The 25,690-nt window shown below is 56.7% G+C and carries 24 protein-coding genes; 9 read left to right on the forward strand and 15 right to left on the reverse strand.

Features of this window, described 5'->3' with window-relative positions:
• The 3 genes from Q8N00_17160 to Q8N00_17170 all read right to left on the reverse strand — a co-directional run bounded on the left by Q8N00_17160 (position 1) and on the right by Q8N00_17170 (position 1,822).
• Positions 1-1,131, reverse strand: a complete 1,131-nt coding sequence (locus Q8N00_17160; protein ID MDP2384513.1) for a hypothetical protein — start codon at positions 1,129-1,131, stop codon at positions 1-3.
• Between the two features lie 146 nt (positions 1,132-1,277).
• On the reverse strand, positions 1,278-1,478 hold the full coding sequence (locus tag Q8N00_17165) for a hypothetical protein (GenBank protein MDP2384514.1): 201 nt from the start codon (positions 1,476-1,478) through the stop codon (positions 1,278-1,280).
• 26 nt (positions 1,479-1,504) lie between these two features.
• Complete coding sequence (locus Q8N00_17170) at positions 1,505-1,822, reverse strand: tetratricopeptide repeat protein (GenBank protein MDP2384515.1); 318 nt, start codon at positions 1,820-1,822, stop codon at positions 1,505-1,507.
• Positions 1,823-2,481: 659 nt separating this feature from the next.
• On the opposite strand from Q8N00_17170, the gene Q8N00_17175 reads away from it, so the two are divergent.
• A complete protein-coding gene (locus tag Q8N00_17175) occupies positions 2,482-2,949 on the forward strand; it encodes a hypothetical protein (protein ID MDP2384516.1) in 468 nt (155 codons plus the stop codon).
• Between the two features lie 231 nt (positions 2,950-3,180).
• Positions 3,181-3,765, forward strand: coding sequence for a hypothetical protein (locus tag Q8N00_17180; protein ID MDP2384517.1), 585 nt, complete (start codon positions 3,181-3,183; stop codon positions 3,763-3,765).
• A 475-nt stretch (positions 3,766-4,240) separates the two neighbouring features.
• Here Q8N00_17180 and Q8N00_17185 read toward each other — a convergent pair whose 3' ends face one another.
• The 4 genes from Q8N00_17185 to Q8N00_17200 all read right to left on the reverse strand — a co-directional run bounded on the left by Q8N00_17185 (position 4,241) and on the right by Q8N00_17200 (position 7,112).
• Positions 4,241-4,990: a hypothetical protein gene (locus tag Q8N00_17185; GenBank protein MDP2384518.1), complete on the reverse strand. Its 750-nt coding sequence runs from the start codon at positions 4,988-4,990 to the stop codon at positions 4,241-4,243.
• A gap of 13 nt (positions 4,991-5,003) precedes the next feature.
• A complete protein-coding gene (locus Q8N00_17190; GenBank protein MDP2384519.1) occupies positions 5,004-5,606 on the reverse strand; it encodes an acyloxyacyl hydrolase in 603 nt (200 codons plus the stop codon).
• 187 nt (positions 5,607-5,793) lie between these two features.
• Positions 5,794-6,558, reverse strand: a complete 765-nt coding sequence (locus Q8N00_17195) for a tetratricopeptide repeat protein (protein ID MDP2384520.1) — start codon at positions 6,556-6,558, stop codon at positions 5,794-5,796.
• 125 nt (positions 6,559-6,683) lie between these two features.
• Positions 6,684-7,112 carry a hypothetical protein gene (locus tag Q8N00_17200; protein MDP2384521.1) on the reverse strand — a complete coding sequence of 143 codons (429 nt, stop codon included), beginning with the start codon at positions 7,110-7,112 and terminating at the stop codon, positions 6,684-6,686.
• Between the two features lie 185 nt (positions 7,113-7,297).
• Between Q8N00_17200 and Q8N00_17205 the strand changes: the two genes are divergently transcribed.
• The 4 genes from Q8N00_17205 to Q8N00_17220 all read left to right on the forward strand — a co-directional run bounded on the left by Q8N00_17205 (position 7,298) and on the right by Q8N00_17220 (position 11,769).
• Entirely contained in the window at positions 7,298-8,527 is a 1,230-nt protein-coding gene (locus Q8N00_17205) for a response regulator (protein MDP2384522.1), read from the forward strand.
• A gap of 141 nt (positions 8,528-8,668) precedes the next feature.
• Positions 8,669-10,402, forward strand: coding sequence for a SagB/ThcOx family dehydrogenase (locus Q8N00_17210; protein MDP2384523.1), 1,734 nt, complete (start codon positions 8,669-8,671; stop codon positions 10,400-10,402).
• Between the two features lie 46 nt (positions 10,403-10,448).
• On the forward strand, positions 10,449-11,303 hold the full coding sequence (locus tag Q8N00_17215; protein ID MDP2384524.1) for a hypothetical protein: 855 nt from the start codon (positions 10,449-10,451) through the stop codon (positions 11,301-11,303).
• Between the two features lie 49 nt (positions 11,304-11,352).
• On the forward strand, positions 11,353-11,769 hold the full coding sequence (locus Q8N00_17220; protein ID MDP2384525.1) for a glycine zipper family protein: 417 nt from the start codon (positions 11,353-11,355) through the stop codon (positions 11,767-11,769).
• A 9-nt stretch (positions 11,770-11,778) separates the two neighbouring features.
• Here the strand turns inward: Q8N00_17220 and Q8N00_17225 are convergent, their stop codons facing one another.
• Both Q8N00_17225 and Q8N00_17230 read right to left on the reverse strand, forming a co-directional pair.
• Positions 11,779-12,141: a response regulator gene (locus Q8N00_17225; GenBank protein ID MDP2384526.1), complete on the reverse strand. Its 363-nt coding sequence runs from the start codon at positions 12,139-12,141 to the stop codon at positions 11,779-11,781.
• Between the two features lie 85 nt (positions 12,142-12,226).
• Positions 12,227-13,123 carry a substrate-binding domain-containing protein gene (locus Q8N00_17230; protein ID MDP2384527.1) on the reverse strand — a complete coding sequence of 299 codons (897 nt, stop codon included), beginning with the start codon at positions 13,121-13,123 and terminating at the stop codon, positions 12,227-12,229.
• Positions 13,124-13,428: 305 nt separating this feature from the next.
• On the opposite strand from Q8N00_17230, the gene Q8N00_17235 reads away from it, so the two are divergent.
• The gene (locus Q8N00_17235; GenBank protein MDP2384528.1) at positions 13,429-13,953 is read left to right on the forward strand and encodes a DUF882 domain-containing protein; all 525 of its coding nucleotides are present in this window, start codon (positions 13,429-13,431) and stop codon (positions 13,951-13,953) included.
• Positions 13,954-14,111: 158 nt separating this feature from the next.
• Here the strand turns inward: Q8N00_17235 and glgB are convergent, their stop codons facing one another.
• Entirely contained in the window at positions 14,112-16,319 is a 2,208-nt protein-coding gene (glgB, locus tag Q8N00_17240; protein MDP2384529.1) for a 1,4-alpha-glucan branching protein GlgB, read from the reverse strand.
• 337 nt (positions 16,320-16,656) lie between these two features.
• On the opposite strand from glgB, the gene Q8N00_17245 reads away from it, so the two are divergent.
• Complete coding sequence (locus Q8N00_17245) at positions 16,657-17,130, forward strand: hypothetical protein (GenBank protein MDP2384530.1); 474 nt, start codon at positions 16,657-16,659, stop codon at positions 17,128-17,130.
• Positions 17,131-17,307: 177 nt separating this feature from the next.
• Here Q8N00_17245 and Q8N00_17250 read toward each other — a convergent pair whose 3' ends face one another.
• From Q8N00_17250 to Q8N00_17265, 4 genes are all read right to left on the reverse strand, one after another.
• Positions 17,308-18,027 (reverse strand): PAN domain-containing protein, encoded by a 720-nt coding sequence (locus Q8N00_17250; GenBank protein ID MDP2384531.1) that lies wholly within the window; start codon positions 18,025-18,027, stop codon positions 17,308-17,310.
• Positions 18,024-19,760 carry a hypothetical protein gene (locus tag Q8N00_17255; GenBank protein MDP2384532.1) on the reverse strand — a complete coding sequence of 579 codons (1,737 nt, stop codon included), beginning with the start codon at positions 19,758-19,760 and terminating at the stop codon, positions 18,024-18,026. Before Q8N00_17255 ends, Q8N00_17250 begins: the two co-directional genes overlap by 4 nt.
• Before the next feature lie 90 nt (positions 19,761-19,850).
• Entirely contained in the window at positions 19,851-20,876 is a 1,026-nt protein-coding gene (locus Q8N00_17260) for a PAN domain-containing protein (GenBank protein ID MDP2384533.1), read from the reverse strand.
• 370 nt (positions 20,877-21,246) lie between these two features.
• A complete protein-coding gene (locus Q8N00_17265) occupies positions 21,247-22,545 on the reverse strand; it encodes an autotransporter outer membrane beta-barrel domain-containing protein (protein MDP2384534.1) in 1,299 nt (432 codons plus the stop codon).
• Positions 22,546-22,843: 298 nt separating this feature from the next.
• On the opposite strand from Q8N00_17265, the gene Q8N00_17270 reads away from it, so the two are divergent.
• Positions 22,844-25,327 carry a caspase family protein gene (locus Q8N00_17270; GenBank protein MDP2384535.1) on the forward strand — a complete coding sequence of 828 codons (2,484 nt, stop codon included), beginning with the start codon at positions 22,844-22,846 and terminating at the stop codon, positions 25,325-25,327.
• Here Q8N00_17270 and Q8N00_17275 read toward each other — a convergent pair.
• Positions 25,322-25,549, reverse strand: coding sequence for a hypothetical protein (locus tag Q8N00_17275; GenBank protein MDP2384536.1), 228 nt, complete (start codon positions 25,547-25,549; stop codon positions 25,322-25,324). The two genes, Q8N00_17270 and Q8N00_17275, sit on opposite strands and share 6 nt — an antisense overlap.
• Between the last annotated feature and the right edge of the window lie 141 nt (positions 25,550-25,690).

Below are 25,690 nucleotides of genomic sequence, written 5' to 3' on the forward strand. Positions count from 1 at the left end.
TTATGTGCGAAGAGGGCCAGTACGGGTGATGTCATGCGACACATCGTTGTTGAGTTGTTGCGCGATGAAGTTCGCGGCCTCAGCTGCTCCGGTTGGAGCCGGTGGAGGCAATGCGGGGAATGGCGCGATCAGGGCCTGCTGTAGGGCCTGTTTCCAACGGCCCAGGGTGAAGTCGTCGAGGCAGAGTTCGATACCTCGTCCATGGCGATGGAGGTAGTCGACCAGCGGCGGCTCGTCGGCAAAGTTATGTCGGCGGACATAGACGACTGGCTGTTGAAGGGCGACCGCCTCAACGATGGTGCCGTAGCCTGGTTTGGTCATGATGACATCGACAGAGGCCAGCAGGGACTTAAAGGTAAGCGGAAGCGTCGTGGTGGAATGAATGCGTGAATACCCATGAGGGACTGGACCATCGAAGAGAAAGCGATAGGGGTGCAGCTGTTCCATCTGTTCAAGAGGAAGAGATTTGAGAGGAATACCTCCGAACCCTACTAAGACGGTTCGTTCGTTGGGCTTTAGATCGAGTGCTGAGGCTAGTCGGCTCCGTTCTGGAGAGGAGGGGCTGGCGATGGGGTCAATATCTCTCAGCTGCGAGAAGGCATTGATGTCTGGCGCAGGGGTAATACGAAGGGCCCTGTCGGCTTTTGCATAGGAGTCGCGAATGCTTTGAATCAATGGCTGATGTGACTGGTCAGACGCCTGGCAGTAGTCTTTTAGCACGAGGTCCCAGGTAAAGTTGGCCAAGGCGACGGTCGGGATCTGCGCGCGAAAGCCAGCCTCGATGGCCAGGTAGGGTGTGTCCGCGATGATCAGTGCCGGTGATGCCATCTGCATCGCAGCGACTTCATCGGACAGGCGTGTCTCCCAAGTTGCATGGAAGCGCTCGTGTGCCGCCCAGGTTTTCTCGGTGTCGATCGTGAGGGGGCCATCCTGGATACAGCCGACATCTTGCTGCACCGATTGCAGCTCCCAGGGGACGGTCAGACGGTCGCGAAAAAACGAGGCGGGGACTGTGGTGCGGAGCACGACGGTCAGATCCGGTACGAGGGCGCCCAGTGCGTTGAGGACCGGTACGACTTGCGCCGCGTGACCGTAGCCATGTCCCGAGATCGCACACCAGAGTAGTGGCATAGTAGGGTGCTGAAAAAGCTCCTCAACGTCGTTTTCGGCTCATCGAAATCCAGAGGGTACGCCTCCGGTTTCGACTCGCCTCCGGCCTAGTTAAAGAAGCTTTTTGAGCACCCTGACTACGATGCGTGAAGCCCTAGGCCCTAGGCTTAGCTGTTGGAATAATCCGACTCGATCGGTGCGATGTTGTATTGCAGCTCGAGGTCGAATTCGTCGATCAATTCGTTGGCCGTGTCTGCCCCGAGATCGGAACGGACTTCGTTGATCACCAGGTCGATCGCCATCCCGGCCTGCATCCCATACTGTGTCATGGCCGACTCGATCCGCTGTCTGGCATCTTCAATCTTCATAGAGCCCTCCTCGCTCGATCACGATGTTATCCCAATGTCCTCAGCAATGCTTCCATCTCAGGGACCAAGTCCACGCCTCCGTTGGATCGGCCTGAGCGAGCCGCGTCGATGCCGGCCCGTAGGACCGGTTTGGCGTCGTCCTTACGGCCCAAGGAGACGAGGGCGCGTCCGAGGCCGAGATGCGATGCGACGTGGGTGGGATCGAGTTGCGTCGCGACGGTCAGATGTTCGACCGCTTCCTCAAGATTGCCTCGTTCCTGGAGGATCTTGTTCCCCAGCCCATAACGACCGAGAAATCCTTTCGGATTTTTGGCGACCATTTGCCGAAATGCTTCAAGATCCACAGGTGCCTCCTCGTGAGTATAGGGCGCATGTTACCACCGCGCCCTGGAAGAGAGCCAGACCTCTGATGCCTGCGGAATATCTTGTAAATCACGGTCATGGGTGAGGCGTCACATCGCGATCTCCTTCGCGCCCATCGACAATTCTTCAATTGTCACATTTTCAGGCAACACATGGCTGCGAGACATTTTGTGAGGATGACAGTGCACTACTCCGTCACTCGCCCCTTGGTATTTATGAATTATGACTCAGAGGGACAACATGAATGTGATTGGACCAGGCGACGTTTCAAATGAAGTGGCTCGCTGACTCTGAGATTGTAGGAGGAAATCCGGCGATCATCACCCAGTGGCTCAGAGTCAATATCTTTAGAAGCTCTGTTGTACATGCAGCGTTGAGACAATCGCTTTCAGAATTCTTTCTAATTCACTGCGAATCAGATTCGATTCACTAAGAATCAGATTCGATTCATGGGCCAGTGAGGATGAAGTCTGGGTCGGGGGGGAGATTCTTACTCGAGGATGGCAGGACGAGAAGCTGAGAGGGGTTTGTGAATCGAGCGTAGTTGAAAATATTTCCAGGACAATCTGGCCTGCCGATTGCTTAGGTGTTGGTAGGCTCGTTATGCGCAGAGGGTGTCACACTTAAAGTGGTGTGTACGATGGCGTCATGGAAGATGAACACCGTGCTCATGTTCGGTGCGGCGCTGCTGCTGACAGCATGCAGCAGCGGAGGGGATAGCGGAACAACTCCACCGGCTGCGCTGACCGTGACTCTGGCATCAGGATTAAACGCCGGAACTGGCACGGTCAGTTCCAATCCCGCAGGGCTGGCTTGTACCTCGAACCTTAACACCACGAATTGCGCTAGTTCATTTCCACTGGGTCAGGTGGTGACCTCACCCACCGGCACGCGGGTGACAATCGGAACGGTGTCCGATCCGACGAATCTCTTACAAAGCCCGCCGTACGTCCAGGAGTTGGACAGCGTGGCATTGTTGGGGTTCTCGCGTTTCTTGGCCAATCCTAATACGACGCAGCCCTTCTTTGTCGATGCGACGTTTACTTCCTTGACGAAGATCATCACGCCTGGCTTGCCGGCCGAGTGGGAGGAGGTCGGAGGAAACTAAGTGAGGGGATCGGTCTGGTGAACTGGACATGAAGCCCGCCAGGTCTCAATGACCTGGCGGGCCTGATAAGAGGCATCCCCTTGGTGCTGATGAGGTCTTGGGCAGGGAATTGACAACCGAGCTCTCTATTGTGTGATGGATCCAGACCTGAGATAGGCAACGCGTCGCGGGACGCAACAGATCATGAGACCTTGAAATTTGGGGCTAACCTTTACTTGAGAGGAGGAATTGATGAACGATGCAGCCAAGCAGAAGTACGTGTTCTGTCTGAAAGATGGGGCCCGCTGGGCTGTTCTTGTTGTTGTTCTGCTGCTGGTGGGCTGTAGTTCAGAGCCAGCGCATTATGAGGGGGCGTTTTCAGCGAGTCAGCAAGTCAAAGGCAATTCGGAGTCGATTTCTGCTCCGATAGATATGGCCTGGGGCGCTGTTCTTGAGATTCTTTCGCAGCAAGGATTTCTGATTCAGCAGGCTGACGCGAAAAGTCATATTATCCTGGCGAATCGTGAGATGCGATCGAAGGAGGATAAGGACCTGTCCCATACGGTCTCCGCGACCGTCACGTTACTTCCTTCCAGCGATCAGCTGACCCGCGTCATGGTTGCAGCGAACCAGACCACCGAACTCCATAAGAAATCGTATACCTGGTGGCATCTCCTCTGGATTATTCCCGTCTTCCCGACCGGGACGGAGTATACGACCGTGGTTGTTGAGCGGGATACCGTTCGGAGCCCACAGTTCTATAACGATTTCTTTGGGGCGGTGAAGAAATCCTGTGAGGAGAAAAAGGGACCAGGGCAATCGGCGCCTGCGTCCTAAGCGTAAGGGCGAGGTCCTCGTTCATGCGGCCTGACCCAGGATCGCTTTTCCTGCGTATGGACATGATCATTTCCTTCCTGAATGATGCCATCAGTTGAGAAATCGCCATCTCCATCGCCATCAGACTGATGCGTACTGCTAGCTACAACCCCAATATCAACAATGCCTCACGATAAGCCGAGGCATTGTCAGTCTGTCTGGGTGGCCAAGAGTGGCCGCCCGGACCATCCCCTGAGCTGCAGGGGTACACAATGCCCATTCGCTGATCGCAGTGATTCCATTTCCGTACTACGAGTAGACGCCGGCAGGAAGAAGGCGACGATTTTGACCTTGAGGGAGGCTTCGTTGTTGGCAGGCAGTGGTCTGTCTGGTATCGGCCTGATCAGCGTCTTCAGGCTCGCTCACCTGGCGTGAGAGATGTGGGTGCGTGGAGCTGGTCGGCCTGAGCGGAGTTGAGGGAGGAGACAGATCCTCTTTATGGGGTTGGTGTGGTTGAGACGGGAACAGCAGAACGCGATGAGGCGGAACGGAGCGGTTTCCGTGACTTCACGGTCACAGTGAGAATGGGGGAGTCCGGGAGGGGGCTGCTGCTGGCCATGTAGAAGGGGGTATCGCGAACGAGTTGATCCATCAGTTCGGTCAGGCAGGCTTCAGCGACTTCTCCCTTCAGTTCGCTGATCATAATCGGCGAGGCGCCGAACAGATTGTAGTGAGCCCTGCCGGACGACTGTGCCTCGTAGCGTTTCACCTGTCCATCCCACCGTTCGAGTTCCAGTGTGGCTGTTGCGGCATAGTCGTAGTGCAGTTCGATGACGGGGGAGAGCAGGAACATAGAGGCGCCAATGACAAACCCCTTCCAGGCCGCTGCTCCGGAATGGGGTTCGACGGTTTCATCGAACGTGATCCGGGCGGTCACCGCTTTCTTGCCGAGCGAGGCCACATTCTCTCCAAGTGGAAGCAGCGTCGAAAAGAGACGGGTTTCCTGTACCGTGTTCATGATGCGGCGTTCGATCTCGGCCGAAGGATTTTGAGGAGCACCGTTCTGCATCATCCGGATCCCATCCATCACGAGCGGCACGCGCTCGTCGTTGGAGATGGAACGGGTGACGGATTCTTCCTGCAGCGTCGAGGAAGGCATGACGTCGATCCATCTGCTACAGCCGATGGTCGTGCTGGCGATTCCCATCACCCCTACGAGCGTCCAGCGGAATAGGTGCTGCCTCATGGTGACTCTCTCCTTAAAAATAGAATGAGAACCCACCGAACGGGAGGCTCGCGTTCAATCCCAAGTTTGGATAGCGCGTGCCGGCGTTCGAGATGTGATGAAAGCGGTAGCCGACGTTGAGCGATGTCTGCGGCGTGATGAACCAGGACAGGCCGAATCCCGCCGTCAGCACGAAGTTGAATCGTGAGGACTCTTCGGGGATCTTCCCTCCAAGATCGGTCCAGAAGGGGCCGCCGGCAAATTCGACATAGGGACGGACTTGATCGAGAGCGACAAAGGAGTATTTGATCTTGGGCGTAAATCCGATGCCATGTGTGAGTACCGGTTCATTAAACTGGATGTAGACGACTTCCGCCCCGATCGACACCTGGCCCCGGTACCATCCGTCACCGACGGGGTCCGTGAGGGTCATCATCCAAGAGGGCATGAAGGCAGGCCCCTTTTGCTTGGTTGTGTGGTCTGCGGTCAGTCGATGGGGAAGCATGTAGCCGGCGGTGAGTCCGACCTCCTGCGTCCCGACGGTGATCGCGGGTGAGCCCTCTGCGGCGTAGGCGCCGGGCGCGGTCATGACCGCGCCAAGAACGAATGTCGTGAGAACCCGAGTAAGAAATGGCATGCGACTCCACATCTAATGTCCTGTCGGCCATTTCAGGGTAAAGCTTGAAGCAACAGCGGCGACTCCTCAAAGATAGCAGAGGACTAGATTCTGTCCAGAAAGGCGTCGTATTCGATCTCGCGCATATTGAGGAAGTACTGGACAGCGGGTAAAAACGATTCAGAACGAGTGGTACAGGGAGAAGGGGCTAGCTGGATAGTTTGAGCGTGGAGAGATGGGCCGAGTCGGTGGAAAGTTCAGGCAAGCCGTATCGTTGGTCGAGAGAGACGACTCGCTCAAGGCAGCGCCTCGCAGATATTAGATCCCGACGAGTGCCGTATAGGGTAGCAAGGAGCCGAAGTACGGCGGCTTCGGCCGGCTCATTGCCGAGCTTGATGTAATGTTCCGAGGCATTGTTCAGGCATCGTTCGGCATGGGTCAGGTCGCCCTGATCCAGAAAACACTTGCCCAGTTGACTATAGGTCACCGCCAGCCCTTCTTCGTTTCCGACAATCCGATGGCAGTCGAGGGCCTGTTTGAACGATGCGACAGCCTGCTCCCATTGCTGCTCACGAGCTTCCTGTAGTGCCAAGTTATTGTAGAGAATGCCGAGTGCGCGGTCGTCTTTGAGGTCACGCAGCAGATCCAAGGCTTCAAGGTAGTAGGGGCGGGCTTTCTCTGGATGGTCGGCGCCGATGTGAAGATTGCCGAGATTGACCAAGGTGTGGGCGATGGCATGCTGGTTCCGTTCTGTGCGCTGAATGGTGAGCACTTCCCGGTAACAGGATTCTGCCTGATCCAGGTCGCCCGATTGCGCGCAGACGTTGCCTAGATTGCCGAGTGAATCGGAGAGGGCGCGGAGGTCATTGGCCAGGCGATCATCTGCAATGGCCTGCTCATATGCAGCTTTGGCCTGCGTGAGTTGGCCGCGGTGGAGAAAAATGCGTGCCCGATGTTTGTCGTTCTCAGCCATTGTTTCGTGAAGCGTGAAGGGGAAGACCGTAGACGATCTGATGATGGGTCGGACACTCAACAGATTAACAGGCCGACAGATTCCGGAATTGCTTCACGAACGACGTTTCATGGGATACGCGTCCGCTAGTCTCCCCCCTTCGGCGTATCTTTTCTGAACTCGACTTGAATCTCATCCTCTTCATCGAGTCCTAACCCATCGCGAAATGACCCATAGAGTTCGGTGATCTGCTCGAAGTCGTCTGGATGTTTTCCGTCAGGAGAGGCGAGAAAGGTTTCGCAGAGCCGGAGGCCGGTCTGGAAATGATGCGCGATGGTCTCCTCCGTCACCTGCTGCCAGGTGATGAAGATACAGAAGGCCTGGAAGGAGTAGGCTTTCGGGTAACGAGCCGCGAGTGTAAGCAGCTGCTCGTAGGCCGCTCGGGCTGTGGAACCGGCATTCGAGGAGAAAATGGCTTCGGCCTCGGCGGCATCGTCCCAGTCGGCACCGAGTTCCTGGTTGGTTTCTGCGCGACTGAACGAGAGTTGAGCGGCGAGAGCTGGGTCGTGTTGCATGGGTCCCTCTTTGGTGATGCTGACTGCAGCATACGCGTGGAGAGAAAAGGAGGTCAATGAGGCAGATTGTCAACAGCGGGTCATTCGTCAGTTCGTCGGGGCCTGCCGGTCTCTCAAGTCAGCTGCCGGTTGTTCCGACAGAGAAAACGACGGGGTCTGCACGGTTCGTCAAATCATGAGGTTCTATGAAAAAGCGGGTTGTATTCGTGATGGCGGAATCAGAAGCGCTCGCGTCGCTACAGTCCTTGCTCTCCCCATCGTCGAACGAGTGGGAAATGGAGTTTGTCGCGAAGGAAGAAGAGGCTTTGGCGATTGTTGCGCAGTCGCCGGTTGACGTGATCCTTTCGGATGTCCACCTCACGGGAATGGGAGGGCTTCAACTATTGGCGGAAGTGAAAATTCGAGCTCCTCATGTCATTCGCATTGCATCTTCAAGCTGTGCCCACCGTGCCACGATCGTGTCGGCGTTGGAAGTCGCACACCAGTTCATTCCGATGCCATTTACGGCGGAGGTGTTGACGTCAACCATTGCACGGGGCGGTGCGCTGGGGGCTCGCCTGACGAATGAATCCCTGCGCACGTTGATTGCCGGGATCCGTACCTTGCCGAGTCTTCCGCATCTGTATCAGGAGCTGGTGGCTGCGATGGGTTCTTCCACCGCCTCGGCCGACGTGGCCACTCGCATTATCTCCCAAGACATGGCCATGGTGTCTAAATTGCTTCAAGTCGTGAATTCTTCTTTTTTCGGGCTTCGACGTACGATCTCCAGTCCGGCCCATGCGATAGCCCTTCTGGGAATCGACTCGGTGAAGGCGCTGGTGCTCTCCGTACAAGTATTTGCACAGTTTGAAGGCAGTAAACGGGCACCAATTCCGCTGGAGACCATGTGGAAACATGGCCTCATTACCGGTACGACTGCGCGGGATATTGCGAAGAGTCAGGATATCGGCTCGCTCGGTGTGGAGGGGGCCTTCATGGCCGGATTGCTCCATGACATCGGTCTCTTGATTCTCAGTACGAATTTTCCTGAGCAGTACAGCGAAGTGCTGGCGAATTTGCGTCACGACCGTCTGTCGGTCTGCGACGCCGAACGGGCGGTGTTCAAGGCGTCGCATGAAGATGTAGGGGCCTATTTGCTGGGGCTTTGGGGGGTGAGTGATGCCATCGTGGAAGCCGTGGCGTATCATCATCATCCGGGGGAACGCTTTCAAGATGGATTTAGTCTCTTGGCGGCTGTCCATGTGGCCAACGCGTTGGAGGAGACGAGCGATCCTGCGACGACGAGCGGTATCCCCACTCCCATTGATCGTGAGTACCTGACTGCCTGCGGTCTGGCAGAGCAACTGCCTCGCTGGTGCAAAGCGGCAGGCCATTCCCAGACAGCCGAATCGGCTGTCGCGCCCGCGCGGTCGTAGCGCCCGCCTCAGTACCATATCCATCCTTGCGTTTCATGATGAGAGTCATGTTGCCGGTGCCTGTTTAGCGCTCATCGGTCCTGTCCGATCTCGTCGCGTTTACTTTCCTTCTCCCCGCTCTGTAGACTATAACCCATTGCGATGGCCACAGAAATTCCCCTGTACCGTGAACCAGTCGAGACTGCGCCGACCGATCCCATCGATCGCGTGATTCGTTACCACGTTCAGACCAAGCATCATTTCAACCGGTATGCCCGTTCGCTCGGGCATCTGGACTGGGCGAACCAGCCCGATCCCTTTCGGCGATTTGATGGGGCCGAGCTAAGGTCCCTTCCATTGTTGACGCCCGAGGAAGAGCCGCTGTCTCCATCCTACGATGCGATTTATAAGCGAGAAGGAGTGGCTGCCAAGCCGGTCACGTTGACCGCACTCTCACGGTTTTTGGAATATTCTCTCGGCTTATCTGCCTGGAAAAAAGCCGGAGATATGCAGTGGGCGTTGCGCAATAATCCCTCGTCGGGGAATCTCCATCCAACGGAGGGTTATCTCCTGTTGCCGCAGATGGACGGCGTAGACCTGAAGGCCGGCCTCTATCACTATGCGCCCAAGGAGCATGGAATTGAGCTACGGGCGGCGTTCGATGCGGAGGGTATTGCCCGACTCCTCGCCCCCTTTCCACAACAGTCGTTTCTGGTCGGACTCACCTCGATTCATTGGCGTGAAGCCTGGAAGTACGGTGAGCGGGCCTTTCGCTACTGTAATCACGATGTGGGGCATGCGATCGGTACCGCACGGATTGCGGCTGCCACGCTCGGCTGGAATATGGTGCTGCTGGATGGTGTATCGCAAGATACTGTTGCGGCACTATTAGGTACCGATCGAATAGAGGATTTTGCTCAGACGGAACGGGAGCATCCGGACTGTCTCTGTCTACTCTGGCCTGCGGCGAAGGGGCAAGATTGCGAGATCCCCGTACAGGTCGATACAGCGACGGTAACGGCTCTTGTGAGCGGGATCTGGCATGGCAAGGCGAACAAATTAAGCGGCGAGCATGGAGTACATTGGGAGATTATCGACGAAGTGGCCGAGGCGTCCTGGAAGTCGAGCGCGGAACAACAGAAGGCTGCGCCGCGACGGTGGTTTACGAACGAGGCTTCGCGAGAGGCGGTCGACGTTGGTCCCACTGCTGGCCAGCTTATTCGGCAAAGGCGGAGCGCTGTTTCCTTCGACGGGAAGACATCCATTACATCCGGCACATTCTTTCGGATATTGAGTCGCCTCATGCCTGCGGCAGAGTTGCCACAGCTGGACAGGCCGATGCCGTGGGATGTCTTGCCGTGGAAGCCTGCGATTCATCTCTTGTTGTTTGTGCATCGCGTGGATGGATTGATTCCGGGGCTCTATCTCCTGGTCCGTGATCGGAGCATGGGGCCGCTGCTCCAGCAGTCGATGAACGAGGAGTTGGTCTGGAATCCGGTCCCCGGATGTCCTGAAACGTTGCCGCTCTATTGGCTGCTGGAGGGCGATGCGAAGAAGGCGGCAGTGCAAGTGAGTTGTCATCAAGAGATTGCAGGAGACAGCGCCTTTTCGCTGGGGATGATTGCTGAGTTTGAAGGTCGCTTGCGGGAGGGTGGGGCTTGGTGGTATCCACGCTTATTCTGGGAGGCGGGCTTGGTGGGGCAAGTGTTGTATCTTGAAGCTGAGGCAGCAGGGGTGCGAGGAACAGGGATCGGCTGCTTCTTTGATGACCCGGTCCATGAGATCGTCGGGATGAAGGGGCGCTCGTTTCAATCGTTGTATCATTTTACAATGGGCGGACCGGTTGAGGATGGACGATTGATGACGTTGCCACCCTATCATCACCTGAAACGATAGATTCGTAATATTGATTGTATATTAGCCACTTGGAGCTGTCTCTATCATGTTTAAAATTAAGAAAAAATCGGACAAGCCAAAGCCCACCGTTCTCTATAACGTCATTGAGGACTATTCTGAGTTCGACGCACCGGGGAATGTGACCGCCTGCGCCATGACGCATCAGGAAGACCTTCCAGGTCATGCGAAGGTTTTGTCGGAAAGTTATGAGGTTCCGCTGGAGACGATGACCACCTTGCTGACCGAGGGCGGGGTCTATGTCTATCCGCAGATCGGGGGGGTCCTGACACGAGGACTGTTTGCCTGTGTCATCGACCAGACCGGTGTTGTGCCCAAGCAGACCTTCGTGCTGGATCTGATGCAGTTTGCCGAGGCGGAGCAATTGGCCCGCGCACGATCGCTGGTTCTTCCTGCCGCCGCATTCGAGGTGTTCACTCGCACCTTGCCGGATGAATTGAAAACGAAGCTTGAACAGAAGAATCTTGGACTCGATTATCGAACGCTGGATCGTGCGGTGGCGAAAGGTGGCGACATCAAGTTTATCGACTTCCGCAAGGATTGGTCTCCGCATTTTAAACGGCTTTGCATCATGCCGGATGGACGATTAGTTGAAACAGGTGGGTTAGAGGAGTTTGCGCAACTCCATGGCATCACGCCGGCGCAGGCGAAGACCCTGGTCGAGCAGGGGGGCACGCTGGAAGTGAACGGCGAGATCCTGGCTTGTCAGATTGTGAATGGTCAGCCGGCGGTGGCGCGATTTACGGTAAAGAACTATGCCAAGGCCAAGGAGTTCGTCGCGACGAAAGGGCTCCATATTATGGATGCCTTGAGTGAAGTGGCCTACAACGATCCAGTGATGATGCGTTCCTTAGTCAGGAAGGAGCTCAGTGGGGGCCGATAAGTCAACGCGGCTCGTCCAATCGCGTTGCTGGTGACATGTGGAGGTCGTGATGGCTCGATCATGGAGTTTTCTGATCATCCTGTTTCTCGTCTTGGGCTGTGCAGCTCCCAAACCGATTCTCTATCCCAATGCACATTTGAAGGAAGTCGGCGCGGATGTGGCTGATCGAGACATCGACGAGTGCCGGGAGATGGCCCAAGACGCAGGCGCAACCGCTAGCAGCAGCAAGAGTGGACAGGTTGCCGGCAGTACGACCACTGGTGGAGCGATTGGGTCGGCGAGTGGAGCGGTCGGCGGAGCGGTCGTTGGCCATCCTGGCCGTGGTGCGATGGTGGGGGCTGCCGCCGGTGCAACCGGAGGATTTCTCCGTGGCCTTTTTCGGCGCTCTCCCCCGAGCAATGCCTATAAACAGTTCGTTCAGCGTTGTCTAAATGAGCGTGGCTACGACCCGGTAGGATGGGAGTGATACGTCTGGCTACTTGGCGAGTTCTTCGTCGATAGCTTGCATGAGTTTATCGAGGTCGAAAGGCTTTTCGAAGACGCGCCTGGCTCCAAATAGCTTGGCCACATCGAGGAAGTTTTTATCCCCCTGGGCTCCGGTCATGGCGATGACTTTCGCGTCGAGATATTCTCGTGTGAGCTGTAAGGTGGTTTCCAGGCCGTCGGTTCCGGGCATCAGAATGTCCATGAGGACCAGATCCACTTTGTTCTGCTGGTAGAGCGTCAATCCCTCACGACCATCGCGGGCTTCGAGCACACGGTGGTTGGCTCTCTGAAGGACTTCCTTCAGAAGGCTTCGGATCGATTCTTCGTCGTCGATAACAAGAATTGTAGGCATAGCGTCAGAGGTATCCGTAATGTTTTGGATCTTACCTATGTTGGGTTCTCCTGTCCAGGGAGAAGTTGATGGGGAGCCGCGGCTATCACGATCTCGGTGAGGATCGGTCGAGTTGTTGCACCGTTGAAGGAATAGTCGTGGGATCTGATGGTTCAAGGGGAACGAACATGCTACGGAGCAACTCTTGCCCGTTGACCGACCGGACGAAGGCGAGGAATGATTCGGTGAGTGGGTCCGGTTGTGTTCCGGTGAGCATGAGGACCGGTCGCCGCAGACGGTATCGCCCATTTTTTACGGTGGCGTCTCCTGGATCGACCTGATCGATCGTGAGGATCTGAATCGAAATGCCATCCTCTTGCGCTTTCAACGCTGTGGCTAGGGAAATATAGCTGATCGTGGCGTCACGTCCGGATACCAGACTCAATAGATTCTGATCAGAACGAACCGGGGCCGCCGCTGCCACCATCCGCTCCGTGAGGCCCAATGAATCCTTGAAGCCGATCGTGAGATTGTTTGCTGCTGTGCGAGGAATCACTTCTATGTTGGTTGCGGCGCCATCCAACTCAGACCAGCTGATGATCTGTGCAGAGAATAACCTTCTGACTTGGGCGCTGGACAGGGATTTGACAGGGTTTGAGAAATTGACAATGACCGCGATGCCATCCCATGCAATCTGCGTGGATTTGAGTGCAGGATCTGGTTGGTCGGTGACGGCGATCTGTGCTTCTCCGGTTTTCACCAGATGAGCGGCCCGCACGGTGCTCTCCCATTCGAGGTCGATCGCCGTGCCTGGATGTAGCCGCTCATAGGCTTTTGCCAGAGCTTGTACGACAGATAATTCAGCGCCATACCCTGCGATGAGGATGCGACCGGCGAGGGCCGCGTCGGCATTGCCGAAGAGTAGAAGCCCAGAGGTGAGCAACGCCATTCCTACAGGGGACGTATCACGACAAGATGAAGCAGGCCGCGTATGTTGTGCCATGATCAATGGTCCTAGTATGCTCGATCATACCAGAGTCCGACCGCTGAAAGTTTAGGGTAGAACGATCAATTCACAATTCCCGACATCATGCGTTCACGGCGATAGGATAGGGCTGATAGTACGAATATTGCTGTACGTGGCAGTTCTCATTGATGCCACGCACATGGGCCAGTAGAGGAAATGGTTGACGGACTCGCCTGTGTTTGATACAAGCGAAAGAGTTGTTCTGCAACTTGCAGTGCATTTTCTCCTGGAGCCCCTCTTTGCTACATCAAGATCCCTGGTCCTGGACTCGTCGGTCTCTCTTGAAAACGTCCGTTGTCGGGCTTTTGTTACTCGGCAGCAGGCTGTTGTGTCCCTCGGTCGCACGTGCGGACGAACTCCCCGATGGGGAGTTGACGTTCTTCAACGTGCACACCGACGAACGGCTGCGAGTCCGTTACCGAGACGAGGCGGGGAACTATGATCTGACGGCGTTGGATGAGGTGAACCATATTCTTCGCTGCCATCACACGGGAGAAGTGGCTGCCATCGACGTGCGGATGCTGGAACATGTGAATCTCGTGCAGAAGTCGGTCGATGGCGCCGGGGAGATCCACGTCATTTCCGGCTATCGGTCACCCGAGTTCAATGCACAGCTCGTGAAACGGAGCCGGAGAGTGGCTCGGCACAGCTTACATATGGAAGGGCAGGCGCTCGATTTCTATATTCCTGGCGTCACTCCTCGTGAGCTGCGGCATGCTGCGATGAAGCTTCAGTACGGTGGGGTCGGGTACTATCCGCGTAAGCACTTCATCCATCTCGATTGCGGGCCGTTCCGCACCTGGTAGTCCTCTTTGTTCGTCGCTCGTAAGGCGACCGTCTCTCGCAACTCATGTTGTCAGCCGTCAGCATTCAGCCATCAGCTCGTATTCCGGAAGCCTGATGCGTTTCCCGAGAAACGTTTCATGGTTTTTGCGTTGGAGGGTTTTCCCAGCGCGCTGCTCGATCAGGCTCGCTTGAGAAACAATGCCGATAAGGGCGGTAAGGTCACTGCGAGTGAATGGGGTAGACCATGAGAGGGGAGGGCCTGTGTCTGGAGTCCTCCTGCATTGCCCAGGTTGCTCCCGCCGTAGGCCGAGGCATCGCTGTTTAGTAGCTCACGGTAGTAGCCTTCGCGAGGTACGCCGATTCGATAGTTGTAGCGGGGAACCGGGGTGAAGTTACAGACACACAATATCTGGTTGTCCTGGTCCTTGGCTTTTCTCAGGAAGGCGATGACGGAATGGTCTGCATCGCGAAAGTCGACCCATTGGAAGCCGGTCCAGTCATGGTCGAGTTCGTGCAGCGCCGGTTCCTGGCGGTAGAGCCAGTTAAGATCCCGCACGAACCGCTGGATCCCCACATGGCGATCCAGCGCGCAGAGATGCCATGCCAGGCTGGTATCATGGTTCCACTCACGCCACTGTCCGAACTCCCCACCCATAAACAGCATTTTTTTGCCGGGATGCCCGTACATGAAGCTGTAGAGCGCGCGGAGGTTGGCAAAGCGTTGCCACTCGTCCCCGGGCATCTTGTCGAGCAGCGCTCGTTTTCCATGCACGACTTCATCGTGCGAGAGCACCAGGACAAAGTTTTCATTGAAGGCGTAGAGCAGACCAAACGTCAGCTGATTCTGGTGGGAGGGGCGGTGGACGGCATCGCGGCTGAAATATTCCAGCATGTCGTGCATCCAGCCCATGTTCCACTTAAACGTGAAGCCGAGTCCTCCGGTATAGGTTGGGCGTGAGACTCCGGGCCAGGACGTGGACTCTTCGGCGATGGTGATGGCGCCGGGGAAGTCACGGTGGACCAGGACATTCAAGTCTTTGAGTAACGTGACGGCACCGAGGTTTTCGTGCCCGCCGAACTGATTGGGAATCCATTCTCCTTCTTTTCGCCCGTAATCGAGATAGAGCATCGAAGCGACGGCATCCACGCGCAGACCATCGATGTGGTAGCGATCCAGCCAAAAGAGGGCGCTGTTCATCAGGAAGTTCCGGACCTCAACGCGATCGTAATTGAAGATGCGGCTATGCCAGTCAGGATGGTAGCCGAGTCTCGGGTCGGCATGGTCGTAGAGGTGTGTGCCGTCAAATTGGGACAGCCCATGCGGATCGTCTGGGAAATGCGCGGGAGTCCAGTCCATGAGTACACCGATTCCGGCCTGATGCGCCCTGTCAACGAAGGCCATGAAGTCTTCGGGACACCCGTGCCGGCTGGTTGCGGCGAAGTAACCGGTGGACTGATAGCCCCAGGATCCGTCGAAGGGATGCTCGGTGATTGGGAGCAGCTCGACGTGGGTATATCCCATATTCTTCACGTAAGGGATCAGCTTCTCTGCAAGCTCTGAATACGTGAGCCAGCGATTCCCTTCCTCAGGGATACGCATCCAGGATCCGAGATGGGCCTCGTAAATTGAGAGGGGCATGGCGAGTGGGCCTTGCTGTGCCCGAGTCGCCATCCAGGACTGGTCTTTCCAGCGGTAGGGAGCGCGCGCGTGGACAATCGACGCGGTCTTGGGGCGCAGCTCCGATGCCACCGCATAAGGATCGGCTTTTAGGAGTGGGGCGGCATGATGGCGAGAACGGATTTCATATTTATAGAGTGTGCCGTCAGCGAGGTTGGGAATGAAGAGTTCCCAGAGGCCGGTGGCTCCGCGATTTGTCATGGGGTGGCGTCGGCCATCCCATTGGTTAAAGTCGCCTACGATACTGACTCGTAGGGCATTCGGTGCCCAGACGACAAAATGAACTCCCACGATCCCCTGCACGGTCCTGAGATGGGCGCCCATTGTCTCGTAGGCTTTGAAGAAGGTGCCCTCGGCAAAGAGATGCAGCTCAAAGTCGCTGAGAAGGGGAGGAAAGGCATAGGGATCATGCCGCTCCGAGACCTGGCCCGCATGGCCAGTGATGCGAAGACGATAAGGGACCGGCCCGAGCGGTCCAGGAACGATCGCTTCAAACAGACCGGCTTCATGGGCGCGCGTCATCGGAATGGGCTGCCGATCTTGCCCGTCGAGAAGCAGGGCAACATCGATGGCCTCTGGCAGGAAGCAGCGAACTACAACAGTCTGGGAATTCCCCTGGACGATCGGGTGGGGGCCAAGAATCGCGAGGGGATCCCAATGCTGACCCTGAACGAGTTGTTCGAGTTGGTCCTGTGATACACCTGACATATGAGAAAGCTCCTCACTGTGAAGGCAGTATCGTAAGGGGGGAGATATCGGGAATGGAAGCGGAAAACGTATTGAGAGGTTAGCCGAAAGGACTCAGCCGCATGCTCCCGATTATCCAAAGTCTGTCCGCAGTTCAGTCGGGATCATGGCACCATGAAGCGGAACTGTTTTGACATAGGTGAAGAGGTCACGCTGTAGTTCATCGATCTGATTCACCTTGGGCCAGCACTACCTACGCGGTCTCATCAAGAAGGTGGTTTATGAAGATGAAACGCGTATGAGTGGGGCATGTTGATTGGTCTTGAATATTCTTATCTGAAAAAAAAGGAGATGTCACGTGATGCAGACAGGGAAAGACCGTTGGCTGACTATACCCATTGGGCTGGTGATCGGTGTCCTGATGTGCGGGACGGCGTTTGCCGGGTCGATGGAAGCGAATTGGTTGATTAGTCCTGGCGAAGCCGCGCTGGCCCCTGCTCCGGATGATGGAATCCGGTCTCGCGGACTGAGCGATGCCGGACCCGTGATCGATATTGTGAAGCCGGAAGACGGATCGGTCACTTCCGGTGCCGCCGAATTTCTTATTCGGTTCCTGTCCAAAACCGTGACGATCGACTTGACGAGTTTAAAGGTTACGCTCCTCAAGTTCATTTCGATCGATTTGACTGATCGCCTCAAGCCCTATGTCAATCTCGAGGGAATCGCCTTGAAGGATGCCAAGGTCCCGACGGGGACCTATCGAATCCGCATCTCGTTGTCGGATGCGCAGGGCAAGACCTCGACCAAAGAGATCTCGTTCGAAGTCCGGTAGGAAATTGCCAGTGATGTGTGCGAGTAACCGGAAATAGGGGAGGGTGTATGGCAAAGGAGTCCCCGGAACTGTAAGTAGATCGGGCGCCAGGCTCGTCGGCCGCAATGGCGCTCATGCTGAGGAGGGCGTTGTCTCTCCGAGCCCTACAGGCTGGCCGGATGGATTGGGCGTGAACGGTTACTTTGCCGCGACGGACGGTTTCACACCGGACAGGCAGCAGTCGTCCTCCTGCTTAGGCGGGGCATCCTGCATCAAGTGACAGATTCCCTGCACCGGTTTTGCCAGGTTGCGTTTCCAGGTAAACGCGCGACAGTCTTCATCGCGCTGGCAGAGGAGCGCGCACATCCCGGCGAAGAGCGTGGAAGTTCGATATGTTGTGCCGAACCGACTGCTCTTGCTCTCTATCTGGAGCGACTGTTTCACCGGTGAACCAGTTGCAAAGGATTTGAGTACCGCGACCACGATGTGGGTGGGGATCATCCGCGGCATGACCCCGTCGTCACTCCCGGTCGATTGAAAGGTGCGACCGTCCGGCAGCAGCAGGAGCAGATGCGTCAGCGTCGGTGCCGATTCATCGGCCACAGCCAGGGCAAAGGGGCTTTCCAATTCTTCCTCATGTCTGTCGGCTGTGGCAGAGATCACGAGGGGTGGTTGATCCTTTCTCCTCAACTGGAGACCTTGCGTGCCCAGGACTTCAACGACATAATCACCGGGAGTGAGAAGGAGGGGATCTCCGGACGGTGTCGCAAAATGCAGGGGGCGGTCGAGTCGAACTGTGGTCAGGAGCGTCTCCGTTCCACCCTCTGCAGCCATCGCGGCGAAGGGTAGACTCACGAGCACACCGAGCAGGATCGTGGTCAACAGATATCGTATGGTGGCACAGTCACTTCCCATCATTTCCTTGGTGTGAACGTTCCCCGATCGGCGGAGCAATCGCTGCTCCTGCTTCTCGTTTTGTAGCCGCCCCTCCAGTTGTACCCATCCATCCAGCGTTGAGCCAATTCTCTCCATCGACTCTGGCCGAGGCCCGGGATCCTGTCGGCTGCCCACATGATAATGGGGTCTTTGAGCAGATGCTCCTCGGTTGTGGTGGATAAGCCGACATTAAAACTCGATACGATGGTGCTGCAGACGTCCTGAAGCGACCGCTCAAAGCTTTTGCGGGAATTTGGTGCGATCCAATTGTTCACAAAACCAGTTGCCGCAGTATGACAGGTGCTGCAGATAGCAGCACCGTTTGGCATCGATGAGGCTGGGACTTGCGCGCGGGTGAAACGGCCCAACTGGATGTGGCGGAGATAGGTGTCGTTTTCTCGATGGAACTGATGGCAATTGAGGCATTTGGGTTGTTGCGTTATTTGATAGAGGGCCTCAAATGAGCCGTCCGTGACGGGAATGTGAATACGCCAGTATTGGGGCTGATACGTGCAGCCCAGGGTTGCGTTGCAGGCAGCCACTGTCCAATGTAGCGGTTGTCCTAAGAAGGGAGTCAAATCCTGGAGGAGGGTGAATGGGCCTGGGCCCTGCACCTGGGCGACGAGGGTGAAGGGTTGGACGCCCGGTTGGGTGGGGCAGGGCATTCCCGGCTTGAAAATGCAGACCAGGAAGTAATCGACTCCCTGCGGACTGGCGTAGTTCCAAGCGAATGAAGGCTGGGCGAGGAGCCTCTGTCTGTCTGTCGTTGCGAGGGCCGTATTGTCCAGGGGAAGCGTGAGCGTGGGGGCAGGGAGCATCCAGGTGAGAGCTCGTGGCTCGGAGGCCACACAGGTTTCATTTTGCGCAAGCCGGCTGACCGTGCCCGGTACGCTATAGGGCACGCATGTCGTCACGGACCATCGGAGCCGTTTGCCCTGAAATTGATAGGGCAGCGTGACGGTGTGAAAAAACGGAGCGGGACCTGGCGCTCCCGGTGGCGGCTGAAAGCCGGGCGCGCCAGGCTGTGAGCCGAGTCCCAGTTGCGGTTGGAGCAGGGGTTCGCGCAAGGGGGCACCCACAGACTTGAATAGCACGGCGGTGGGGCCAGGGCATGGTTGAGTGGCTTCGCTCACGCATATTTCATAACGTGTGGGGTCTGGTGAGCCAGGCCCCATTTGCCATTGGATACGCAGTGTAGGGTTGGTGAAGATCGCTCCCTGCGACGGACTGATCGGGATCGGCGCACTCGGCCCGTTCGCTCCGAGGGGCTGCAGCGTGATTGCACGGTTGATTTGCCTCGGGCTGAGGGCCAGGGCCGAGAAATCGCCTGCACGTGACCGAACGCCGCTGTGACTTCCCCTGGCGTCGAGGGCGGTGTGATCCGGTAGCAACAAGAGGAGATGCTGCTCGTCCTCATGTATCACCACGACCAGTGCAGTGGGTGACACGATCGTTTCATCATGAGTCGTGGGCGATGCCTGAATCAGGAGCGATGGCCCAGTTTCAGGGGGAGTGAGTTGCAGGAGCGATGTGCCGGATGCGGTCAGGTGATACGTGCCGGGAGGGACTGTCACATCGGTACCGTCCGCTGCGGTGAAATGGAGCATGCCTGGTACTTCGACGATTGGAGGGAGGAAAGGCTCTCCGGCCGATCTCATCGAAGGAAGCAGGAAAGCCAGGATGCCGATCACACCGATGAGCATACGTTTGTGCATAGGATATTCTTTCTTCAAAACAGCTTCGCGGTTCTCTGCCGGCTGAGGCCGGCTTCCTCATTGTCGCGCGGTTCGTCAGCCGTAGTCACCCTATCGTCCGATATTCCCGATTAGCTCTTGCTGTGCATTCTTTTGTTTAGCGGAGATGCAGCAGCGGTCGCCGACGGGAGCCGGTACGGTTCGCTTGAGGTAACATTGCCCGTGTGTCACTCCAGGAGGTGGTTTCACAAAGGTGAAGGCCTGACAGCTTCCATCGCCTGCGCATACGGCGCGACAGGACGCAGGACTGATTTCAGTCCGCTGCGCATAGTCTCCACCAGGGCGGTTGGTGTCATACTCCAGGCGGAAATGCTCCGACTGCGCGGCCGTGATCGCAGTGGTAATGGCGAGCGCAACCTGGCGTTGGGACAGGATCGACTGGAGTTGAATCATCGAGGTTTCACTATCGCCTGGCGGTGAGACGCCGGGATTTCCTGATGATCCGGCTCCGGCACGATAGTTCGGAGACAGGCTTGCCGAGGCTGCCGGAGGCCGCAGGCCAGTCGCGCCGTCGCCGAACTGAACCTGCCCGGTGACCGGATTCACGTGGTAGGCCAATTGATAGTGGCGGCGCGGTCGAACGATGTCTCGCGTCTGCATCCCGCTCAGCGAACCGCTTGCATCCAGCGCTGTCCCATCTGGCATGAGCAGCACCACGTTGCGCGCATCGTCGTTCATGGCAAGGACCAGGGGAAACGGCGCGGATACTTCGAGGTCATGGGTGCCTCTGTCTGCGGTGACAATCAGCGGCGCTCCCCCCTTGTCCGGCATAAGCCGCAGTTGCTCGTCCGCCGTCCGCTCAACCAGATATTCATTCGGGGTCGCGAGGACTGGCGCACCGTCCGGAGCAGAGAAATGTACGGTCTTGTCGAGTTGAATCGTGGTCTGCGAGCGATCGGCGTTAAGGGTAGGGTGCGGGGCTTCGTGCATCGAGCAAGCGGATAATCCGAGGGAGAGAATAATGACCAGTCGCGATGCCGTGCATCCAGTCGTGCAGTGCTGTGCCCATGGAAACGGTACAGGGCCATGCGTCGAGAGAATCGCAGGTCTGATGTGATCATTCCGGGCTGCTGTCATGAACTCCTCTCCCTTCGCTGCGGCTGGCTCAATGACCATCCATGGGGCAGAGCAGACCATGGTATGGACAGATTAGCCGTATTCTCAGGCGCCATAGATATTAATGGCTGGGTTCTAGCAGGGTAGTCGTGACGAGACCTCGGTAAGTTCAAATCAGCATGGAAGAATGTTCGGGGGAAGATATGACGGAATGAGGTGGGTGGCACTGGCGTCACGGATTCGCTCCTTGAAGTGAGAGTCAGCTGTGCTCATCCGAGGAGGGGCCATACTCGATGGGCGAACGCAGGGCGTGACAGTCTGGCAGGCGGTCACGTCCGAGTCGCGGCAGGGGAGCGACCTTGAGCGTCAGCACAAAACGGTTGTCATAGTTCTACATCTCCACTCGTAACCCAAACATACCAGCGTAGTTGTTGAACTGGTTGTTCCCGACCATGGCGCGAAAATTCACGAACGGTTGCCAGCCATTGGGCAAGACCATCATAAGCCCGGTCCCGACATTGAAATAGTTTCTGACAGGAACATCGTTCTGAAAGCGAAACTTGGTGGGAGTAGGACTGAGGTCTTCAACATACTGCACATTCAGGAAGCGTTGGGAATTTGCGAATTCATGGATGAAATCAGCATTGACCTGCGGCACCAGCACGCCCATCCCTGTGCTGATTGCAGCCTGGCCTTGCATACCGACCACACTCTGGAGTGAGTTCACATATTGATCGTCGTATTTGAGTTCAAGCCCGGTTGAACCACGTTCTTCAAAATTGTGAATATGCGTGTGACTGTAGTTGATACCTAGGCGAGGCCCGACAGTGAACATTCCGATCGGATGGTCATATCCGGTGACCATGCCCATCCTGAAGACATCACTATTCGAATTGCTGGATGAAAAGCCTGCCACGGCGATATTAGACAGGGTCAAACTGTTCCGGCGATCGACCAAGTAGCTGTTGCGCCCATATCCTCCGGTCACCTGGACGAAGGTGCGATCGGTCGGGAGGTATTGGCCGAAAAATGTCCAGTCGGAACCGTTCGTGCTGAAGTTTCCGCCCTGCCGAAAATCCCCGGTCGTGTTCGAGTATGAATACGCGACCCCGGCAGTAAACTGCCTGGAGAAACGATAATCACCGCCCACAGTAAATCCCAAGATGGACGACCGGTATCCTTCCTGAAAGTTCCCATCGTTGCGGCTGAGCGACTCAACGAGGCCTGAGGCAAACAGGCCCAATCCCTTCCACCGTTCGCTGCTCATGCCGAACATTCCACCGGACTGGCCCCCCATCGGTTGTGAAGGAGAGGTCATCCCCATGCCCCCAAGCAGACCGGGCATAAGCGCTCCGAAAGGGTTCGCCACCATCGCGGACGCATGCTTCTGTCCGGAAGACTGATCCTCATCCCTGGTCTCGTCCAGGCGCTGCAAAATTGAACGGTTCAAGATTGATGCTGCTGAGGCCTGGACAGAGGCAGCTCCACCGCCGCCAGCTCCCTGGGCCACCCCGCCGGCCGTACAGATCGCATTGAGGTTCGCTCCATAGGGGCCTCCTCCAGAAAGTCCTGCGCAATTCCCTGCCAGCAGGCCTCGGTTCTGTTGATTCAGTGTTTGCGCATACGCAGGGCTTTGCATGAGGACAATAGCTACCAGCACAAGTAGTACTCGCTCGATCCATCTCACCATGCTCATTCCTCCTTGCGTTGGTACTAGATCAGTCCTCATCGGTCCTGCTCCATCAACCCATCTGCCTAATGTGTTCGTTAAGTCGCTTGCTATGCTGACGTAGTTCAGGTATTGGCCAGACAGTCTTTCCCCTGAAGACCCCTTGGCGCGGCGGCCCATTATAGGTACACTGTCAGCCGCCTGCAATGGGATGTCCTTGTTTTTGGTTAAGGAACTTGCTTCTTCAATGAACATTTCCGCACAACTCCACGACGAACCACTAACGAAGCTTCTGGGGCGATCCTACGAGATGAGCACCATGTTTAAGGGAATACCCATCTCCTTCCTATCGGTGGCGATTCTTCTTATGGTCGTGCTGTCGGCTTGCGCCTCGGATCCGCCCCCTGTTGATTCGGTATCTGCTGTGACCGGAGCGGTGAATGGACCGGGGAGTCCGGACGCCTATGAGGTGGTTGATTGTCTTCTGCCAGGACAGATTCGACAGCTCGGTACGAGAACGACCTATGTGACGGAACGTCGGCCAGCCCGGACGACCAAGGAGGATTGTGTCATTCGTGGCGGCGAATATGTGGCAGTCGATCGCGCCGATTATCAATCCGCCCTTAAAGTATGGCTCAGCGAAGCTCAGAAGGGATTGGCTGACGCCCAATATTACACCGCGACGATATACGAAAAAGGCCAAGGCACAGCTCCGGATTATCAACAGGCGGCCGAGTGGTACCGCAAAGCTGCCGAGCAGAACGACAAGCGCGCCGCCATCGGTCTCGGTCGCCTCTATGAACAGGGGCTTGGAGTGCAGAAAGATCCGGCGCAAGCCTTCACATGGTTTGCGAAAGCCTCCGGCCTCAACGACGGGGCCTTGGCCCTGCTCGTCCACAAACAAGCGCCCACTGCACAGGCCACGAAACGCACTCGTGAACTCGAGCAGGCACTTGCGGGGAAGGATCAAGAAATTAAGAAATTGAGTGGCGAGCTGCGTGACGTGCAGAAAGAGGTCGCCGCCCTGCAGACCACGGTGAAGGAACGCACCAGCCAGATGCAGCAAGAGCGGACAACGCTCACTCAAAATGAGCAGCGGTATCAGACATTGCAGGCCGACCTCGCTCTCCTCCGTGCGCAACCGGACAAGACTCAGCAGACCGCTGCCCTCGGACTGCAGATTCAAAAACTTCAGGCAGAGATCACGCTTGAAAAGAACCAGCTGACCAACCGGAATGCGGAGATTGTCCAGTTGCAGGCTCGCATCAACGGCCTCGAAAGAAATGCCGATCGCATTCAGGTTCTTGAGCAAACCGTCGCCCGCCGTGACAGCGAGGCGCAGACGCTGCGCGCGCAGGTTGCCGCCGCGAACCAGGAGTTTAAACGGCTGGAGGGCCAGCTCCTGGAACGCCAACGGCTGGCAGCCGACGAACGGCGTAAGAGTCAGGACGCCGACCAGCGTTACCAGGCTGCGCAGGCACAGTTGGAACAACTTCGCACGAAGCCCGATCAGTCCGCAGCCGTGGCCACCTATGAAACGACAGTCAAGAAGCTCCAGGAAGAAATGGGCCGGGCGAAGAAAGAGATCGAGGATCGGAATAGTGGGGTCGCGCAACTCCAGCAGAAAATTGCCTCGCTTGAAGCCGACGCAGAGAAACAGGCCAAGGAGCTTCAAGCCTCGTCCATCAACGATATCGGCTTCGATGGTCCCTCGCTGGAAATCATCGATCCACCGCTCGCCAAGACCCGCGGCGTCCAGGTGACCAAGGACGAATTGGCCATTCCCGTCAGCACTGGCACTCGCAGATCCGTCACAGGTCGCGTGTTAGCTCCGGCCGGACTCCGGACGATCACGGTGAACGGGGAGAGCATGAAGGTCAACGACGACGGCGTGTTTACCGCCACCCTCCCGGTCCTTCGGTCAGGAGCCGACGAACTAGCGGTCCAGATTCTCGCCGTGGACATGCAGAACAAACGCGCGGCGTTGAAGTTCTTCTTGAAGGGGCGGGGCACGATGGTGGTCAGCGCCCGGGCCACAAAGCAGGACACGTCAGGGTTCGGACGGTATCATGCGCTCGTGATCGGCAACGACCATTATAAACATTGGCCTCAATTGATGAACGCCATCTCGGATGCCACCGCCATTGCAAAAGTTCTCAAGGAGCAATATGGCTTTCAGGTCACGCTGCTGAAGGATGCGAGTCGCGGACAGATCATGAAAGCGCTCAATCAATATCGGAAGGTTCTCACGGAGAAAGACAATCTGCTCATTTACTACGCCGGGCACGGCCATTTGGAGCAGGGGATCGACCGCGGCTATTGGATTCCAGTGGATGCGGAGATCAACGACAACTCCGAGTGGATCCTGTTACCGGGCGTGACCGATATGCTGCAACTCATCTCTGCGAAACATGTGATGGTAGTGGCGGATTCCTGCTTTGGCGGCAAGTTGACGCGGAGCTCACTGGCCCAGTTGAAGCCGGGTTTGACCGACGACGAACGGTTCGGTCTCTTGAAAACCCTCGCGCAAAAGCGCGTGCGCACCGCCATGACCTCCGGCGGCGTGAAGCCGGTGCTCGATGCCGGTGGCAGCGGCCACTCAGTCTTTGCCGATGCTTTCCTTGGTGTGCTGGAAGAGAATGCCACCGTCCTGGAAGCCGAACGCCTCTTCTGGGCCGTCCGCACCAGAGTCGTCAGTACCTCACAGAAACTCAACGCCGAGCAGGTCCCCACCTACGACCCCATTCACATGGCCGGCCATGAGAGCCTGGGCGATTTTATCTTCGTGCCAAAGGCGCTATAGATTACCGATAGCGAGAGTTGGGAAGACTCGATCGCTCTCCACGGCAAACGTGAACAATTTCCCCCTTTGAAGCGATAGGCAACCATAACGAGTCTTGATCTGCTCACTCGTCACCGGGGCTTCAGTGCCCGTCTCAATCTTGTGATCCATGATTCCAAACAACGGCGCCGGACATCTTGTGACCAAGACCAGCACGAACAGGCCTTTTGCAAACTGCGTCATCCGCGTACTCAATTCCGCCTCTTCCAGGGAAAACAGACACATGCACCGTACAGACCAAACACCTCCTGCTACAGGAACTCGGGGGGTGATCTAAGATGTTGAGTCGACTCTCAATCGAAAACCTCCCTCATGGATAGATAG

This window comes from Nitrospirota bacterium, from assembly GCA_030684575.1.
Taxonomy (GTDB): domain Bacteria; phylum Nitrospirota; class Nitrospiria; order Nitrospirales; family Nitrospiraceae; genus Palsa-1315.